General features: G+C 70.6%; 14 protein-coding genes. 8 read left to right on the forward strand and 6 right to left on the reverse strand.

Going from position 1 to position 15,583, the window contains the following annotated elements; all coding sequences use genetic code 11:
• Positions 1–23: 23 nt before the first annotated feature.
• From rfbA to RIF65_RS01705, 4 genes are all read left to right on the forward strand, one after another.
• Positions 24–893 carry a glucose-1-phosphate thymidylyltransferase RfbA gene (rfbA, locus tag RIF65_RS01690; protein WP_309064546.1) on the forward strand — a complete coding sequence of 290 codons (870 nt, stop codon included), beginning with the start codon at positions 24–26 and terminating at the stop codon, positions 891–893.
• Complete coding sequence (gene rfbB / locus RIF65_RS01695; RefSeq protein WP_309064545.1) at positions 893–1,891, forward strand: dTDP-glucose 4,6-dehydratase; 999 nt, start codon at positions 893–895, stop codon at positions 1,889–1,891. The genes rfbA and rfbB overlap by 1 nt, the downstream gene beginning before the upstream one ends.
• Positions 1,891–3,309, forward strand: coding sequence for a bifunctional dTDP-4-dehydrorhamnose 3,5-epimerase family protein/NAD(P)-dependent oxidoreductase (locus RIF65_RS01700; protein WP_309064544.1), 1,419 nt, complete (start codon positions 1,891–1,893; stop codon positions 3,307–3,309). Before rfbB ends, RIF65_RS01700 begins: the two co-directional genes overlap by 1 nt.
• A 298-nt stretch (positions 3,310–3,607) precedes the next feature.
• On the forward strand, positions 3,608–4,066 hold the full coding sequence (locus RIF65_RS01705; protein WP_309064543.1) for a hypothetical protein: 459 nt from the start codon (positions 3,608–3,610) through the stop codon (positions 4,064–4,066).
• 35 nt (positions 4,067–4,101) lie between these two features.
• On the opposite strand, the gene RIF65_RS01710 is transcribed toward RIF65_RS01705, so the two are convergent.
• Positions 4,102–4,554, reverse strand: a complete 453-nt coding sequence (locus tag RIF65_RS01710; RefSeq protein WP_309064542.1) for a GtrA family protein — start codon at positions 4,552–4,554, stop codon at positions 4,102–4,104.
• A gap of 66 nt (positions 4,555–4,620) precedes the next feature.
• Here RIF65_RS01710 and RIF65_RS01715 point away from each other — a divergent pair, with 66 nt between their 5' ends.
• From RIF65_RS01715 to RIF65_RS01725, 3 genes are all read left to right on the forward strand, one after another.
• Positions 4,621–5,406, forward strand: coding sequence for a glycosyltransferase family 2 protein (locus RIF65_RS01715; protein ID WP_309064541.1), 786 nt, complete (start codon positions 4,621–4,623; stop codon positions 5,404–5,406).
• Positions 5,403–6,941, forward strand: a complete 1,539-nt coding sequence (locus RIF65_RS01720; RefSeq protein WP_309064540.1) for a hypothetical protein — start codon at positions 5,403–5,405, stop codon at positions 6,939–6,941. The genes RIF65_RS01715 and RIF65_RS01720 overlap by 4 nt, the downstream gene beginning before the upstream one ends.
• Positions 6,942–7,741: 800 nt before the next feature.
• Positions 7,742–8,704 (forward strand): acetylxylan esterase, encoded by a 963-nt coding sequence (locus tag RIF65_RS01725; RefSeq protein WP_309064539.1) that lies wholly within the window; start codon positions 7,742–7,744, stop codon positions 8,702–8,704.
• A gap of 123 nt (positions 8,705–8,827) precedes the next feature.
• Here RIF65_RS01725 and glmM read toward each other — a convergent pair whose 3' ends face one another.
• The 3 genes from glmM to rplM are packed head-to-tail and all read right to left on the reverse strand — an operon-like array spanning position 8,828 to position 11,159.
• Complete coding sequence (glmM, locus tag RIF65_RS01730) at positions 8,828–10,183, reverse strand: phosphoglucosamine mutase (protein WP_309064538.1); 1,356 nt, start codon at positions 10,181–10,183, stop codon at positions 8,828–8,830.
• 17 nt (positions 10,184–10,200) lie between these two features.
• On the reverse strand, positions 10,201–10,686 hold the full coding sequence (gene rpsI / locus RIF65_RS01735; RefSeq protein WP_309064537.1) for a 30S ribosomal protein S9: 486 nt from the start codon (positions 10,684–10,686) through the stop codon (positions 10,201–10,203).
• 26 nt (positions 10,687–10,712) lie between these two features.
• Positions 10,713–11,159 carry a 50S ribosomal protein L13 gene (gene rplM / locus RIF65_RS01740; RefSeq protein WP_309064536.1) on the reverse strand — a complete coding sequence of 149 codons (447 nt, stop codon included), beginning with the start codon at positions 11,157–11,159 and terminating at the stop codon, positions 10,713–10,715.
• Between the two features lie 402 nt (positions 11,160–11,561).
• On the opposite strand from rplM, the gene RIF65_RS01745 reads away from it, so the two are divergent.
• Entirely contained in the window at positions 11,562–12,557 is a 996-nt protein-coding gene (locus RIF65_RS01745) for a hypothetical protein (RefSeq protein ID WP_309064535.1), read from the forward strand.
• A 1,045-nt stretch (positions 12,558–13,602) separates the two neighbouring features.
• Here RIF65_RS01745 and RIF65_RS01750 read toward each other — a convergent pair.
• Positions 13,603–14,271 carry an endonuclease/exonuclease/phosphatase family protein gene (locus tag RIF65_RS01750; protein ID WP_309064534.1) on the reverse strand — a complete coding sequence of 223 codons (669 nt, stop codon included), beginning with the start codon at positions 14,269–14,271 and terminating at the stop codon, positions 13,603–13,605.
• Between the two features lie 64 nt (positions 14,272–14,335).
• Positions 14,336–15,574, reverse strand: a complete 1,239-nt coding sequence (locus tag RIF65_RS01755) for a hypothetical protein (RefSeq protein WP_309064533.1) — start codon at positions 15,572–15,574, stop codon at positions 14,336–14,338.
• Positions 15,575–15,583 lie beyond the last annotated feature (9 nt).

Below are 15,583 nucleotides of genomic sequence, written 5' to 3' on the forward strand. Positions count from 1 at the left end.
CCCACCGTGCCACGATGGACCCCATGAGGGGAATCATCCTGGCTGGGGGCACGGGATCGCGGCTGCATCCGATCACCCTGGGAGTCTCGAAGCAGCTCATCCCGGTGTTCGACAAGCCGATGATCTTCTATCCGCTGTCGACGCTCATGCTCGCCGGCATCCGCGACATCCTCGTGATCACCACCCCGCTCGACGCGCCGTTCTTCGAACGCCTGCTCGGTGACGGGTCGCAGTTCGGCATCTCGCTGACGTACGCACAGCAGTCCTCCCCCGACGGGCTCGCGCAGGCGTTCACGATCGGAGCGGACTTCATCGGCGACGACAGCGTCGCGCTCGTGCTCGGCGACAACCTGCTCTACGGGCCCGGCCTGGGCACGCAACTGGCGCGCTTCTCCGACATCGAGGGCGGCGCGATCTTCGCCTACTGGGTGGCGGAGCCACAGGCGTACGGCGTGGTCGAGTTTGACGCCGACGGCCGAGCGATCTCGCTCGAAGAGAAGCCGGCGCAGCCGAAGAGCCACTACGCCGTGCCCGGCCTGTACTTCTACGACAACGACGTGGTCGACATCGCACGCGGGCTGCAGCCGAGCGCGCGCGGCGAGTACGAGATCACCGACGTGAACCGCGCCTATCTCGAGCGCGGCCGGCTCTCGGTCGAGGTACTCCCCCGCGGCACCGCCTGGCTCGACACCGGCACGTTCGACCAGATGACGGATGCCGCCGACTACGTCCGCACGATGGAGCGGCGCACCGGCATGAAGATCGGCTGCCCCGAAGAGGTCGCCTGGCGGCAGGGGTACCTCGATGACGACGCGCTGCGCGCGCGGGCCGAGACGCTGCTGAAGTCGGGCTACGGGCAGTACCTGCTCGACCTGCTCGAGCGGGGGCGCTGATGGCGCGTCTGCTCGTCACCGGCGGCGCCGGGTTCATCGGCTCCAACTTCGCGCACCATGTGGTGGCGCACACCGACCATCACGTCACGGTGCTCGACAAGCTCACGTACGCCGGCAACCGGGCCTCGCTCGACGGGCTGCCCGAGGACCGGGTGGCATTCGTGCAGGGCGACATCGCGGACGCGCCCCTGGTCGAGGACCTCGTGGCGGATGCCGACGCCGTCGTGCACTACGCGGCCGAGTCGCACAACGACAACTCGCTGCACGACCCTCGTCCGTTCCTCGACACGAACATCGTCGGCACGTACACGCTGCTGGAGGCGGTGCGGAAACACGACGTCAGGTTCCATCACATCTCCACCGACGAGGTGTACGGCGATCTGGAGCTCGACGACCCGCAGCGGTTCACCGAGTCGACGCCGTACAACCCGTCGTCGCCGTACTCGTCGACCAAAGCCGGCAGCGACCTCCTGGTGCGGGCGTGGGTGCGCTCGTTCGGCGTGCGGGCCACGATCTCGAACTGCTCGAACAACTACGGGCCGTACCAGCACGTCGAGAAGTTCATCCCCCGCCAGATCACGAACGTGCTGCGCGGCATCCGCCCCAAGCTGTACGGCGCCGGACGCAACGTGCGCGACTGGATCCACGCCGACGACCACTCTTCCGCCGTGCTGACCATCCTCGAGAAGGGGCGCATCGGCGAGACCTACCTGATCGGTGCGGACGGCGAGCGTGATAACCGCAGCGTGGTGGAGCTGATCCTGCGGCTGATGGGGCAGCCGCAGGACGCCTACGACCTCGTCACCGACCGCGCCGGCCATGACCTGCGGTATGCGATCGACTCCACCAAGCTGCGCACGGAGCTGGGCTGGACGCCGCGGTACGCCGACTTCGAGAAGGGACTCGCCGACACCATCGACTGGTACCGCGAGCACGAGGCGTGGTGGGCGCCGTCGAAGGATGCGACCGAGGCGTTCTACGCCGAGAAGGGGCAGTGATGGCATCCGAGCCGGAGTACGGCAAGCAGCTTTCCGTCAGCGAGACGACGATCCCGGGACTGCTCGTCGTCGACCTGCCGGTGATCGGCGACAACCGCGGCTGGTTCAAGGAGAACTGGCAGCGCACCAGGATGACCGCCGCCGGCCTGCCCGACTTCGGACCGGTGCAGAACAACGTCGCGTTCAACGACGGGGTCGGCACCACGCGCGGCATCCACGCCGAACCGTGGGACAAGTACGTCTCGGTCGCCACCGGACGCATCTTCGGCGCCTGGGTGGATCTGCGCGAGGGCCCGACGTTCGGCACCGTGTTCACCATCGAGGTCGACCCGTCGCGTGCGATCTTCGTGCCGCGTGGCGTCGGCAACGCGTACCAGACGCTCGAGCAGGGCACGGTGTACGTGTACCTGGTGAATGACCACTGGTCGGCCGACGCGAGCTACTCGTTCCTGAACCTGGCGGACGAAACGGTCGGGATCGACTGGCCGATTCCGCTGCAGCGCGCCGAGCTGTCGCAGAAGGACCGCACCCACCCCCGGCTCGCCGACGTCGCGCCGGTCGCGCCGAAGCGGATGCTGATCACCGGCGCCGACGGGCAGGTCGGCAAGGCCCTGCGGGAGGCGTTCGGAGAGCATCCGTACATCGAGTACGCCTCGCGCGCGGCGTTCGACCTGACCGACCCCGGGCTGGCCGGGAGGCGGCGGTGGCGGGACTATGGCACGATCATCAACGCGGCCGCGTACACGGCCGTCGACCGCGCCGAGACGGCGGAGGGACGAGCGGATGCCTGGGCCGCCAACGTCACCGGTGTCGGAGCCCTGGCCCGCGTGGCGACCGAGTACGGCATCACGCTGGTGCACATCTCGAGCGATTACGTGTTCGACGGTTCGCTGGATCGGGCGTACGTCGAGGACGATGCGGTGTGTCCGCTGGGTGTGTACGGGCAGACCAAGGCCGCCGGCGACGCGCTGGTCGCCGCCGTGCCGCGGCACTACATCGTGCGGACGTCGTGGGTGATCGGCGAGGGAGCGAACTTCGTGCGGACCATGGCGTCGCTCGCCGAGCGCGGCGTGGATCCGCGGGTGGTGGACGATCAGACCGGTCGCCTCACGTTCGCCGGGGACATCGCGGCCGGCATCCGTCACCTGCTCGATTCGCAGGCGCCGTACGGGGTGTACAACCTGACCGGCGGTGGCGAGCCGCGCTCATGGGCGGACATCGCCCGCGACGTGTTCCGGTTGAGCGGGCACGACCCGGCGCGGGTGACCCCGGTGTCGACCGACGAGTACTTCGCTGATGCGGCGGGTCCGGTCGCTCCGCGCCCGCGGAACAGTGTGCTCGATCTCGCGAAGATCACCGCGGCGGGGTTCACGCCGCGGGAGGTGACGGAGTCGCTGGCGGAGTACCTGCGGCGCTGAGCTTTTCGACGTCGTTCTCGACGTCTGCGTGGCGCCGACACCCCGACTTGCCGCCCACACCCCGGGGTACGGATGTCGCTACGCCGGGGTGTCGAACGCAGCCCGGGGTGTCGGTGACGTCGCGCGGCGACACCCCGGGTTCCCGGCACCCGGGCGAGCGAGCGGCGCGCGGCCGGTCCGCTCTCCACGGTTCGAGCTTCGGATGACATTTCCACAACGCCCGGGGGTGAGCAGCCGCCTGTTCGGTGCGCTGGCTAATGTCGCTGACACGCCGCAATCTCGCGGGCAGAATGGAGGTATGTACGTGAGTGCCGAGCTGATCGCGATTCTGAGCGCTTTCGCAGTGCTCGGCGTAGGCATGTTCGCGGGCTTCGCGTGGATCATCCGGCGCATGGACGACCTCGAGCAGAGGCTCACCAGCCGCACCGACTCGCTCGAAGACAAGCTCACCAGCCGCACCGACTCACTCGAAGACAAGCTCACCAGCCGCATGGACGCGCTCGAGGACAGGTTCACCACGCGCACCGACTCGCTCGAAGACAAGCTCACCAGCCGCATGGACGCGCTCGAGGACAGGTTCACCACGCGCACCGACTCGCTCGAAGACAAGCTCACCAGCCGCATGGACGCGCGCATCGACGCGCTCGATCAGAAGCTCAGCAACCGTCTCGACGCGGTCAAGGACGAGCTCACCGAAGTCAAGGTGGCCATCGCGCGGATCGAAGGACCGCCGCGCCACCTGATCCCCGCGCGCTGATCCCGGCGCGCTGACCGCCGAGCGGCGCGCGGCCCTCAGGCGGTCGGGGTCTCGGCCTTCGGGCGGAACACGATCTTGTGGTACAGCACGAACCGCAGCAGCACGACCACGACGATGCTGACCAGGTTCACGAAGTTGACGGCGAAGGGGCCGGGGGCGCGGCCCAACAGCATCCCGGCGCCCTGCACGCCGACCCACACGAGAGCCGCACCGAGACCGGTGCAGACGGCGTTGACGAGCACGAACAGCACCAGCTCGTTGACGCGGCCGCGGCGGTCGCGGTGGCGGAACGTCCATTCCCGGTTGCCGATGTACGCGTTCACGAGCGCGACGAGCGACGCGATGATCTTCGCCCAGACGACGTCGACGCCCATGCCGTACACCAGGACGTTGAACACGCCGACCTCGATGAGGGTACTTATGGCGCCGACGATGAGGAATCGGCTCCCGACGGAGGCGAGACGGCGCAGCCGGGAGCGGATATCCATAGCTCCACTAGGCTACTAGGGAGTGGGATCGTCCGCTCTCCCGACGTTTCGCTGTGAGGTCCTTGCGTGCCCATTCCCCATCTCGCGATCGTGATGCCCGCCTACAACGAGGCGGAAGGCATCCGCGGTTTCATCGCGGAGATCCGCGACCACGTGTCGCCGCTCGCCGACCGGCTGAGCTTCGTCGTCGCCGACGATCGCTCCACCGACGACACCGCTGCGGGCCTCGAGGGGCTGGACGACGTGGACGTGCAGACGCAGCCCGCCAACCGCGGCCACGGCCCGACGGCTCTCGCCGCGTACCGGGCGGGACTCGACCTCTCCCCCGACGTCCTGGTGCACGTCGACGGCGACGGCCAGTTCGTCGGCGCCGACCTTGCGCGTCTCATCTCCGCCTTCGAGCGCACCGGCGCCGACGTCGTGCACGGAGTGCGCCGCGACCGCACCGACCCGTGGTACCGACGGGCGCTCACCGGTGCGGTGTCGTTGCTGGTCGCGATCGCCGCGGGCCGCCGGATCCCCGACGTCAACACTCCGCTGCGCGCGTACCGCCCCGAGGCGGTGCGGATGCTGGTGGATGCCGTGCCGTCGGCGGCTCTCGTGCCGCACGTGCACTTCTCGCTCGCCGAAGCGCGCTCCGGGCTGGACGTGCGGTACGTCGCCGTGCGCAGCATCCCCCGGCGTGGCGAGTCCGCCAGCGGCACGATGTGGGGCGGCGGCGTGAAGGCCTGGCTGCCGCCGCAGCGGTTGCGCCGGTTCGCGGTGGACGCGCTGCGCGAGCTGTGGAATGTCTCGCTGCGTCCGGGGGCGGCGCTGCGCAGCATCCGTCGACCGGAGACCGCAGGGTCATGACCCGTCTCCGCCTGCTCGCCTTCTGGGCGCTGGCGATCGCGCTTCTCTGCGCCCACGTCGTGGTGGTGTGGCACAGCCTGACCGCGCGGTTCTGGGAGGACGAGGCGTTCAACCTCACCGTGCCGCTCAACCTGCTGGCGGGCCTCGGGTACTCCAGCGACGGCGCGCTGTCGGGGTCGGCTATCACGCCGTTCGACCCGCGCATCTCGACCGGACCGAGCGTGCTGCTGCCCGTGACGGCGGTGCTGGCGTTCGGCGTCGATCCGGTGATCGGGGCGCGGATGGTGCCGGTGGCGTACTGGGGACTGCTCGTCGCCGGGCTCGTCGTGCTCGGCACGCGGCTCGCCGGCCGTTGGGTCGGCCTGCTCGCCGGTGCCGCGCCGCTGGCGTTCAACGGGTTGGGCAGCTACTCGCCCATTCAGGGACCGGCGGATCTGCTCGGTGAGATTCCGGCGGCGGCGCTGCTCGTGTGGGCGCTGGTCGTGCTGCCGCGGCGGGCATGGTTGGCCGGGTTGCTCGTCGGGCTGGCCGTGCAGGCAAAGCTGATCGCCCTGCTCGCGCTGCCCGCGTTCGCCGTGGCGATGTTCGTGCTCGCGCCCGGACGCGGCTGGCAGAAGCTGTGGGAGACCGTGAAGCGGGGCTGGCTGCCCCTCGTGCTCGCCGGCGTGCCGACGCTGCTGCTCGAACTGTGGGCCCTGGTGGCGCTGGGGCCGTCCGGCTTCCGCGACCACCTGCGCGGCATGCGGGACTTCGTGCGCGGAGGCGGACAGCGCGTCGAACCGACGACGGTGACGCAGAAGCTGGACACCCTCGCCGCGGCGTGGTTCGTGCCGGGGTGGCTGATCATCGTGGTGGCGCTCGTGTGCGCGGCGGTGGCGGTGGCGGGGCTGGTCGTCGGGTGGCGGGGTGTGCGGGACAGTGCCTCGGGCGACGTGGCAGGGTCGGCGGAGTCGACGGAGTCGGCGGAGTCGGAGCGGCCGTCGTCGCGGCCGGCCGGGCGAGGCTCGTGGCGGCTGGCGCTGATGCTGGGATGCGCCGCGCTGGTCGGTGCGCTCACATTCGTGGGGTGGTGGTCGACGGCATCCCACACCCCGCTCTGGGTGCGGCACCCGGCGCCGGGCGTGCTCGCGTTCTTCCCGGTGCTAGCGATCGTGGCCCTGTGGGGCGTGCGCGTGTTGTGGTCGCGTGGCCTGGCTCTGCGCGTGGTCGCCGCGGGGGCCTCGGTCGTGATCGTCGGTTCGGCGACGCTCAGCGTCGCCGGGCACGTGGCGGCCACGTCCACGCCGCGTGGCGAGACCCTGGAGACGCAGCGCGCAGCGGTCGAGCCGATCCGCCAGTGGGTCCAGGAGACCGGAACCGAGTGGCTCGCCGCCCACCCATGGGGCGCCGCTGTCTCACCGGTCGTGATGAGCGGGGCCCACGTCGGCCTGTCCGACGCTGCCAACATGCGTGGCGTCCCCCGCGTCACCGGTCAGGCCTGCGACACCGAGGTTCTCGTGGAGGGCCCGCGCTACCGCGTGTGCGCCGCCCCCTGAGCCCCGCCCCGCCGCGGATGCGGCGCCCACACGGATGCGCCCCCCTGAGATGCGGCGCCCACACGGATGCGGCGCCCACACGGATGCGCCCCCCTGAGATGCGGCGCTCCTCATGCCCCGCGACCAGGCGCGGGATGTGTCGCAGATGGTCGCCTCGCCCCGCCGACGTGGCGCAAATGGTCGCCTCCCCGCGCCCGAAGCGACCACATGCGACCCATCCACCCCGCGACAGGCGCCCGAAGCGGCCACATGCGCCCCATCCACGGCGTACACCGGGCCTCAGCCGCCGTGCACGGGAACCACGAGCGCCCACACGATCCCACCCCGCCGCGCGATGTGTCGCGAATAGTCGCTTCGCCCCGACGACGTGGCGCAAATGGCCGCCTCCCCGCGCCCGAAGCGACCACATGCGACCCATCACCCGCCCGAGGCAAGCCCGACGCGACCACATGCGCCCCATCCACGGCGTACACCGGGCGTCAGCCGCCGTGCACGGGAACCACGAGCCCCCGCACGATCCCACCCCGCCGCGCGATGTGTCGCGAATAGTCGCTTCGCCCCGCCGACGTGGCGCAAATGGTCGCCTCCAGGCGCCCGAAGCGACCACATGCGACCCATCCACCACACCGGCGAGCCCGACGCGGCCACATGCGACCCATCACCCGCGCGACGCGCGCCCGAAGCGACCACATGCGACCCATCCACGGCGCGCACCACCCGAGGCGGCAGATCGCGCCGCGCGAGCCACAATCCGATCCGTCGCCCCTGCCCGCGGGGCACCATGCGATACGGTTCCGATCGTGGCTTTGACCGATCTCCCGCTTGAACAACTCCGCACGTTCCGCCCCGAGGTCGCCGAACCGGCGGACTTCGACGACTTCTGGCGCCGCACTCTCGATGAGGCGCGGGCGACAGCATCCGCTCCAGAGATCCGCGCGGCGGACACCCCGATCACCGAACTGATCGTCGAGGATCTCACGTTCAGCGGGTTCGGCGGCGAGCCGATCCGCGCGTGGGTGACCCGTCCGCGGCGCGAAGGCCGGCTGCCCGCGGTCGTCGAGTTCATCGGCTACGGCGGTGGACGCGGCCTGCCGGGCGAGCACCTGCGCTGGGCGTCGGCCGGATACGTCCACGTGCTCATGGACACGCGCGGCCAGGGCGCCTCCTGGGGCTCGGGCGGCGGCACCCCCGACCCGCACGGCTCCGACGGCGCGGCGCCCGGCGTAATGACGCGCGGCATCGCCAGCCCCGAGACGTACTACTACCGTCGCTTGTTCACCGACGGGGTGCGCGCCGTGGACACCGCGAAGGAGCTGCCGTTCGTCGACCCGTCGCGCATCGCGGTCGCCGGCGTGAGCCAGGGAGGTGGCATCTCGCTGGCGGTGGCCGCCCTGCATCCCGATGCCATCGCGGTGATGCCCGACGTGCCGTTCCTGTGCCACTTCCGCCGCTCGGTGGAGCTGACGCCGCAGAACCCGTTCCGCGAGATCGAGCGGTACCTGGCCGTGCACCGCGACCGCGTCGACGAGGTGTTCCATACGCTGTCGTACTTCGACGGCGTGAACTTCGCCCGCCGCATCCGCGTGCCCGCGCTGTTCTCGGTCGCGCTGATGGACGACGTGGTGCTGCCGTCGAGCGTGTTCGCCGCCTACAACCACCTCGCGACGACGGATGCCGAGATCGAGGTGTACCCGTTCAACGGGCACGAGGCCGGGCAGACGTACCAGTGGGTGAAGCAGGTGCGCTGGTTGGCTGCCCGCTGACGACACCGGATGCCGTGCCGCGAGCGAAGCCGGATGCCGTGCCGCGACGCATCCGCTCGACGCACAGCACGACGCCCCCACGGATCGGAGTCCGCGGGGGCGTTGCTGTCGGTGACGTGCGGGTCAGAGCGCGAGGCGCTCGCGCACCACGTCGGCGAGGCGCTCGGCGCACTGCTGCGCCGTCTCCTTGTCGGCCGCTTCGACCATCACGCGCACCAGCGATTCGGTGCCGGAAGCCCGCAGCAGCACGCGTCCGGTGTCGCCCAGCATCTGCTCGCACTCCTGAACGGCCTTGGCGACCTCCGGGTCGGCGACGCGGGTCTTGTCGACGTCCTTGACGTTGATGAGCACCTGCGGGAAGACGGTCATCACCGAGGCGAGCTCGGCGAGCGTCTTCTTCTGGCGCGCCATCTCGGCCACCAGGTGCAGGCCCGTCAACAGACCGTCGCCCGTCGTGGCGTAGTCGCTCATGATCACGTGACCGGACTGCTCGCCGCCGAGCGAGTAGCCGCCGGCGTTCATGTCCTCGAGGACGTAGCGGTCGCCCACGGCGGTCTGACGCACGGTGATGCCGTGCTCGCGCATGGCGACGTGCAGACCCAGGTTGCTCATCACGGTCGCGACGAGGGTGTCGTCGACGAGCTTGCCGCGGCTCTTCATCGCCACCGCCAGGATGGCCATGATCTGATCGCCGTCAACGATGTTGCCGTCGTGGTCGACGGCCAGGCAGCGATCGGCATCCCCGTCGTGAGCGATACCCACGTCGGCACCGACGCGAACGACCTCAGCCGCCAGCTTGTCGAGGTGGGTCGAGCCCACGCCGTCGTTGATGTTCAGCCCGTCGGGGTCGGCACCGATGACGGTCACCTTCGCGCCGGCCGCGCGGAACGCCTCAGGCGATGCGCCCGACGCGGCGCCGTGCGCGCAGTCCAGCACGACGTGGATGCCGTCGAGCCGGTGCGGCAGGGATGCCAGCAGGTGGATGACATAGCGATCCTCGGCGTCCGAGAAGCGCTGCACGCGGCCGACGTCGCCGCCGGTGGGCTGCAGCTTCGGACCGGACATCGCCTCTTCGATACGGCGTTCGACCTCGTCGGGCAGCTTGACGCCGCCGCGGGCGAAGATCTTGATGCCGTTGTCGGGCGCCGGGTTGTGCGAGGCCGAGATCATCACGCCGAAGTCGGCGTCGATGTCCGAGATGAGGTAGGCCGCGGCCGGGGTGGGCAGCGTCCCGGCATCCAGCACATCCACGCCCGACGAGGCGAGCCCCGCCTCGACGGCGGCGCTGAGGAAGTGACCGGAGATGCGGGGGTCGCGGGCGACCACGGCGGTGAGCCGCTTGCCGGCGGCGCGACGCGCCTCGGCAATACGGCCCTGGCCCAGGACGACGGCAGTCGCCTGGGCCAGGGTGAGCGCAAGTTCGGCGGTGAGGGGGCCGTTGGCCAGCCCCCGCACGCCGTCCGTTCCGAACAGTGCCATAGAGGGAACTGAGCGGATCAGCGCTTCGAGTACTGCGGAGCCTTGCGGGCCTTCTTGAGACCGGCCTTCTTGCGCTCCTTGACGCGGGCGTCGCGCGAGAGGAAGCCGGCCTTCTTCAGGGTCGGACGGTTGTTCTCGGCGTCGATGTTGTTCAGCGCGCGAGCGATGCCGAGGCGCAGGGCGCCGGCCTGGCCCGAGTCGCCGCCACCCGAGATGCGGGCGATGACGTCGTACGCGCCCTGCAAGTTGAGGGCGGTGAACGGGTCGTTGATCAGCTGCTGGTGCAGCTTGTTCGGGAAGTAGTCCTCGAGCGTACGGCCGTTGACCGTGATCGTGCCCGAGCCGGGGACCAGACGCACGCGGGCGATGGCCTGCTTGCGGCGACCCACGGCAGCGCCGGGAACGGAGAGGACGGGGCGGGGCGCAGCCTCGACGGTCTCGGCCTCAGGGGTCGAGGTGGAGAAGTTCTGCGGGAATTCGGTGGTGTCCTGGATGTCAGCCACGAGTATGTCCTTATTCTGAGCGGCGCTTACTGGGCGACCTGGTCGAGCGTGTACGGCGTGGGCTGCTGAGCGGCGTGCGGGTGCTCGGCACCGGCGTACACCTTCAGCTTCGACAGCTGCTGGCGGCCCAGGCTGTTCTTGGGGAGCATGCCGCGGACGGCCTTCTCCACGGCGCGGACGGGGTTCTTCTCGAGGAGCTCGGCGTAGTTGACCGACTTGAGGCCACCCGGGTAGCCCGAGTGACGGTAGGCGAGCTTCTTCTGGAGCTTCTGACCGGTGAGCGCGACCTTGTCGGCGTTCACGATGACGACGAAGTCGCCGGTGTCGATGTGCGGAGCGAAGGTCGGCTTGTGCTTGCCGCGCAGGATCGCTGCGGCGTGCGAGGCCAGCCGGCCGAGAACGACGTCGGTGGCGTCGATGACGATCCAGTCACGCTGGACCTGCCCGGCCTTCGGGGTGTAAGTGCGCGTCACGATAGTGCTGCTTTCTTGATTCGAACGGAGAGGTTCGTGAATCCCACTCCGGGGTGGTTCCGTGCGGAACACGCCAGTGGAGGGCTCACGTTCGTCGTGCTTGCACTGCAGCGAGACCGCAAGGCAGGCACCAAAGGGATAGCCTACAGCATCCGGCGTCCCGACGCAGAATCGCCCGGGGCTTGCGGCGCGCAGGTGGTCGCCTCGCGGGGTGGATGTGGCGCAGGTGGTCGCCTGCCGGGGTGGATGTGGCGCAGGTGGTCGCCTCGCGGGCACGGATGCGGCCACTCGCGACCCATCGAGCGCGGCGGTTCCTCCTGCACAGCCTCGCGCTTTGGTGCGTTGTTCACAATCCGTGGGTTCTCGCCTCTTCTCGTGCGCTGTCAGGCACGAAAGTGAAGGATGCCGAAGTCGCCGTCCCCGCTCCCCACCTCCCTCGGAACGCACTTCTCCACGACCGCCGCGCTCGATGAGGGGCTCACCCGAAGGCGGATGCGGGGCGGCGACCTCATCGCGCCGTTCCACGGCGCGCGCCGACGACTCGATGACCTGGCTCGCGAGCAGGCGGAGTGCGACGCGATCACCGGCCCGATGTCGCTGAGTCGGCGCACCGCGCTCGCTGTGAAAGGGCGCGCGCTCGCGTACGCATCGGTGATGCCGAAGGGTGCGTTCCTCTGCGGACGCACGGCCGCCGCGATCAGAGCCCTTCCGGTGCGGCACGGCGAAGAGCTCGAGTTCGGGGTGCTCGCTCCGCAGCGGGCGCCTCGGGCTTCCGGCATCCGGGGAAGGAAGATCGAGCCGCACCTCGTCGGCCTCGAGGTCTTCGACGGGCTGCCGATCAGCACTCCGGCGACGACCTGGGCGATGCTGGGTCGCGACCTCTCCCTCAGGGAGCTGATCGTCCTCGCCGACGCGATGCTGTTCATTCCGCGTGACTCGTTCGCGCGACGGCATCCGGAACTCGCGATCGCGACGCGCGACGAGCTGCAGGCCGCGCTGGATGCCGGACGCCGAGCCGGCATCGCGAGACTGACCCAGGCGCTCGCGTTGTCGGTCACCGGGAGCGCCTCGCCCCTTGAGACGGATTACCGGCTGGATGCCGCTGCCGCGGGGCTTCCGGTGCCTGCGCTCGACGTCGAGATCCGCGATGAGCGCGGGCGGCTGCTCGGGGTGTCCGAGATCGTGTACGAGAAATACCGGGTGGCCGTGGAGATCGAGGGAGATCATCACCGCACGTCGGTGGCGCAGTGGAATCGGGACATCGACAAGGTCCGCGCGTACATGAACGCGGGATGGCACGTCGAGCGGCTGACCGGGGCGCACGTTCGGCGCCAGCGCAACGGCGTGGCGATCGTCCGCGAAGCTCTCGTGCGCCGCGGATGGAGGCCCGGGCGCTGACGTCGCCCCGCTGGGGGTCCTATGAGGCGTGGCCCCCAGACCGTGCCCCCGGTGAAGGTGGCGCATATGGCCGCTTCGCCGCCCGGGAGGCGACCACATGCGCCACATCAACGGCGCAAGGTGACCAGGTGCGCCACATCAACGGGGCGAGGCGACCATTCGCGCCACATCACCGTCGCGCCGCCGCACACCTCGGCGCGCACGAGCCCGCCGCGCAAGCGCGCACCCGGGCGGGCGCCCAGAGACGGGGCGCACATGGCCGCTTCGCCGCCCGGGAGGCGACCACATGCGCCACCTCCCCGGAGGCGAGGTCACCATTCGCGCCACATCACCGTCGCGCCGCCGCACACCTCGGCACGCAGGAGCGCGCCGCCCACGGGCGCACACACGGCGCATGCCCAGAGACGGGGCGCGTATGGCCGCTTCGCGGCCGCGGAGGCGACCACATGCGCCACATCAACGGCGCAAGGTGACCAGGTGCGCCACATCAACGGGGCCTGGCGACCAGGTGCGCCACATCAACGGGGCTAGGCGGCCAGGTGGGCCACGTCGACGTTGCGCCGCCGCACACCTCGGCGCACACCTCGGCACGCAGGAGCGCGCCGCCCAGGGGCGCACACACGGCGCACGCCCAGAGAGGGGGCGCATATGGCCGCTTCGCCGCCCGGGAGGCGACCACATGCGCCACATCAACGGCGCAAGGTGACCAGGTGCGCCACATCAACTGGGCGAGGCGACCATTCGCGCCACATCACCGTCGCGCCGCCGCACACCTCGGCGCACACCTCGGCACGCATGAGCGCGCCGCCCAGGAGTGCACACCCGGGCGAGCGCCCAGAGAGGGGGCGCATATGGCCGCTTCGCGGCCGCGGAGGCGACCACACGCGCCACATCAACGGGGCTAGGCGACCAGGTGCGCCACATCAACGGGGCTAGGCGACCAGGTGCGCCACATCAACGGGGCGAGGCGACCAGATGCGCCACATCACCGTCGGCCAAGCAGGGCCCGGCGGGGCCACGCGGGGCCTTGCCACGGAAGCCCAGCTCAGTGCGGCTCCGCCGTCACCAGAATGGGGCGGTGGTCACTGGTGCCTTGGGGCAGCGTGCGGATGCTGTCGATGTGGAACCGCACGGACGTCGCAAAATCATAGTGCCCGCGGAACACGCGGTACCGCGTGTACGTGTGGTCGTCGCTGAGGGTGAGCGAGTAGCCGTGGTCGCGCACCGTCTGGCCGAGGTTCTCCTTGAACACCGGGTAGTTGTAGTCGCCGACCATGAGGATCGGCAGCCCCGGACCGATCGACTCCAGCTCGTCCAGTGCGGCGCGGATCTGATTGCGCCGCAGCGAGTTCAGCGCGGTGAGCGGCGCCGCGTGGAACGACGCGACCACCAGGTTCCGACCCGCGTCGATGTCGCGCAGCCGGGCGCCGAGCACCCGCTCGTGCGCCGGCTTGAGCAGCCGGTCATGCAGCGACTTCTTGAGCCCGATCGTGCGGACCTGCTCCACGTGGAAGGTGTTCCTCCGCACGTAGAGCGCCAGCCCCAGCCGGTTGCCCTTGGTGGCCTCCACCAGGGCGAGGCCTCCGACGGCATCCGGCAGCGACCGCGTGTCGCACTCCTGCAGGCACAGGATGTCGGGGTCGTGCTCGCTGACCAGCGCCGCGAGCTCCGGAGCCGCACGATGCTTGCGGAGGTTGTACGAGATGGCTCTCATGCGCCCACGGTACTCGTGCGGGCGGCCGGCGCCGCTAGGGGTTGCATTGCGGATGCCGGATGCGTCAGGACCCGTCGCCGTCGTCCGCGGCCACAAGAGGGTCCCGCAGGTCGCCCGACGAGGTGTGCTCCCGCAGGTCGTTGCGCAGCCGCGCCTGCGCCTGCGCGGCCGGGATGCCGACAAGCGCACCGACCAGCAGCATCCCGGCACCCGCCGCCGAGAGCGGCCATGACTCGACCGCCTGCTCGCTCCACGACATCCCGGTGGCGAGGATGAGCGCGGCGATGCCGGCGAACGCGAGCGCCGTGGCGGTGAGGCGGCCGGCCGACGGCAGGGCCAGGATGACGCGCAGCTCGACCTCGTCCACACGCTGCGGGCTCGTGGTGCGGATCCATCGCCCCAGCGTGCGCTCGGCGAGGAACCGGCCGCCGACGGACACCAACCATCCGGCGAGCGCCCCGGCCGCGAAGACGAGCAGCGCACCGCCGCCGATCGTGGCGAGCACGTCGATCAGCCGCTCACCGGGCTCCGCCCAGTATCGGGGGTCGCAGCCGCGGCACGGCTGACGCAGGAACACCGCAGCGTAGAACAGCACGAACCCGGCGATCACGACCCACACGCCGATCGTCGCGAGGCGGGCCGTGTGGCGGCCGCGCCGGCGCAGCAGCCGCGGCAGCCGTCCGGCAGGCAGTGCCGCGCGGCGACGCCGGGCGACGGCATCCGCTCGGGCGGCGTCCCGTCGCCACCCACCCCGCAGCGACTCGAAGCGCTCACGCTGCCGGTCGGCGGCGCGGCCGCCGATCAACCCGACCACCCAGCCGAGCGCGGCCACCACGACGGCCCCGCCGGTCATGAACAGGCCGATCTCGCCGGACTCCATGAGCAACGTCGTGATCAGGAACAGCGCCGCGAGCCCCACGCCGATCCAGAACACCACCATGCCGACGCGCGCCAGCACGACGCCGGGCGGGACCGCGAGCTTCGCGCGCAGCGCGCTCGTGGGCACCTCGTCGGGGTGCGTCACCGCTCGCTTCTCGAGCGCGCCGAGCAGCGCCGTGCGCTCGGCGACGAGGAACGCCGGCCAGGCGATCGCGAGCACCAGTCCCGTCAGGAGGATCACCCCCATGCTGGCGCGCAACAGCGCGTCGGCCGCGGCCGTGAACTCTCCGAACAGCTCGGTCTCCTCGGCGAGGATGCCGGTCACCAGCAGCACCGCGAACGTCACGGCCGTGCCGGCAGATGCGCCGATCAGCACGTCGCGCACCGCGCCGCCCACCGCGATCGTCGGGGACGTGACGTCCACGACCCGCGG

This window comes from Microbacterium sp. (genome assembly GCF_031180975.1).
Taxonomy (GTDB): domain Bacteria; phylum Actinomycetota; class Actinomycetes; order Actinomycetales; family Microbacteriaceae; genus Microbacterium.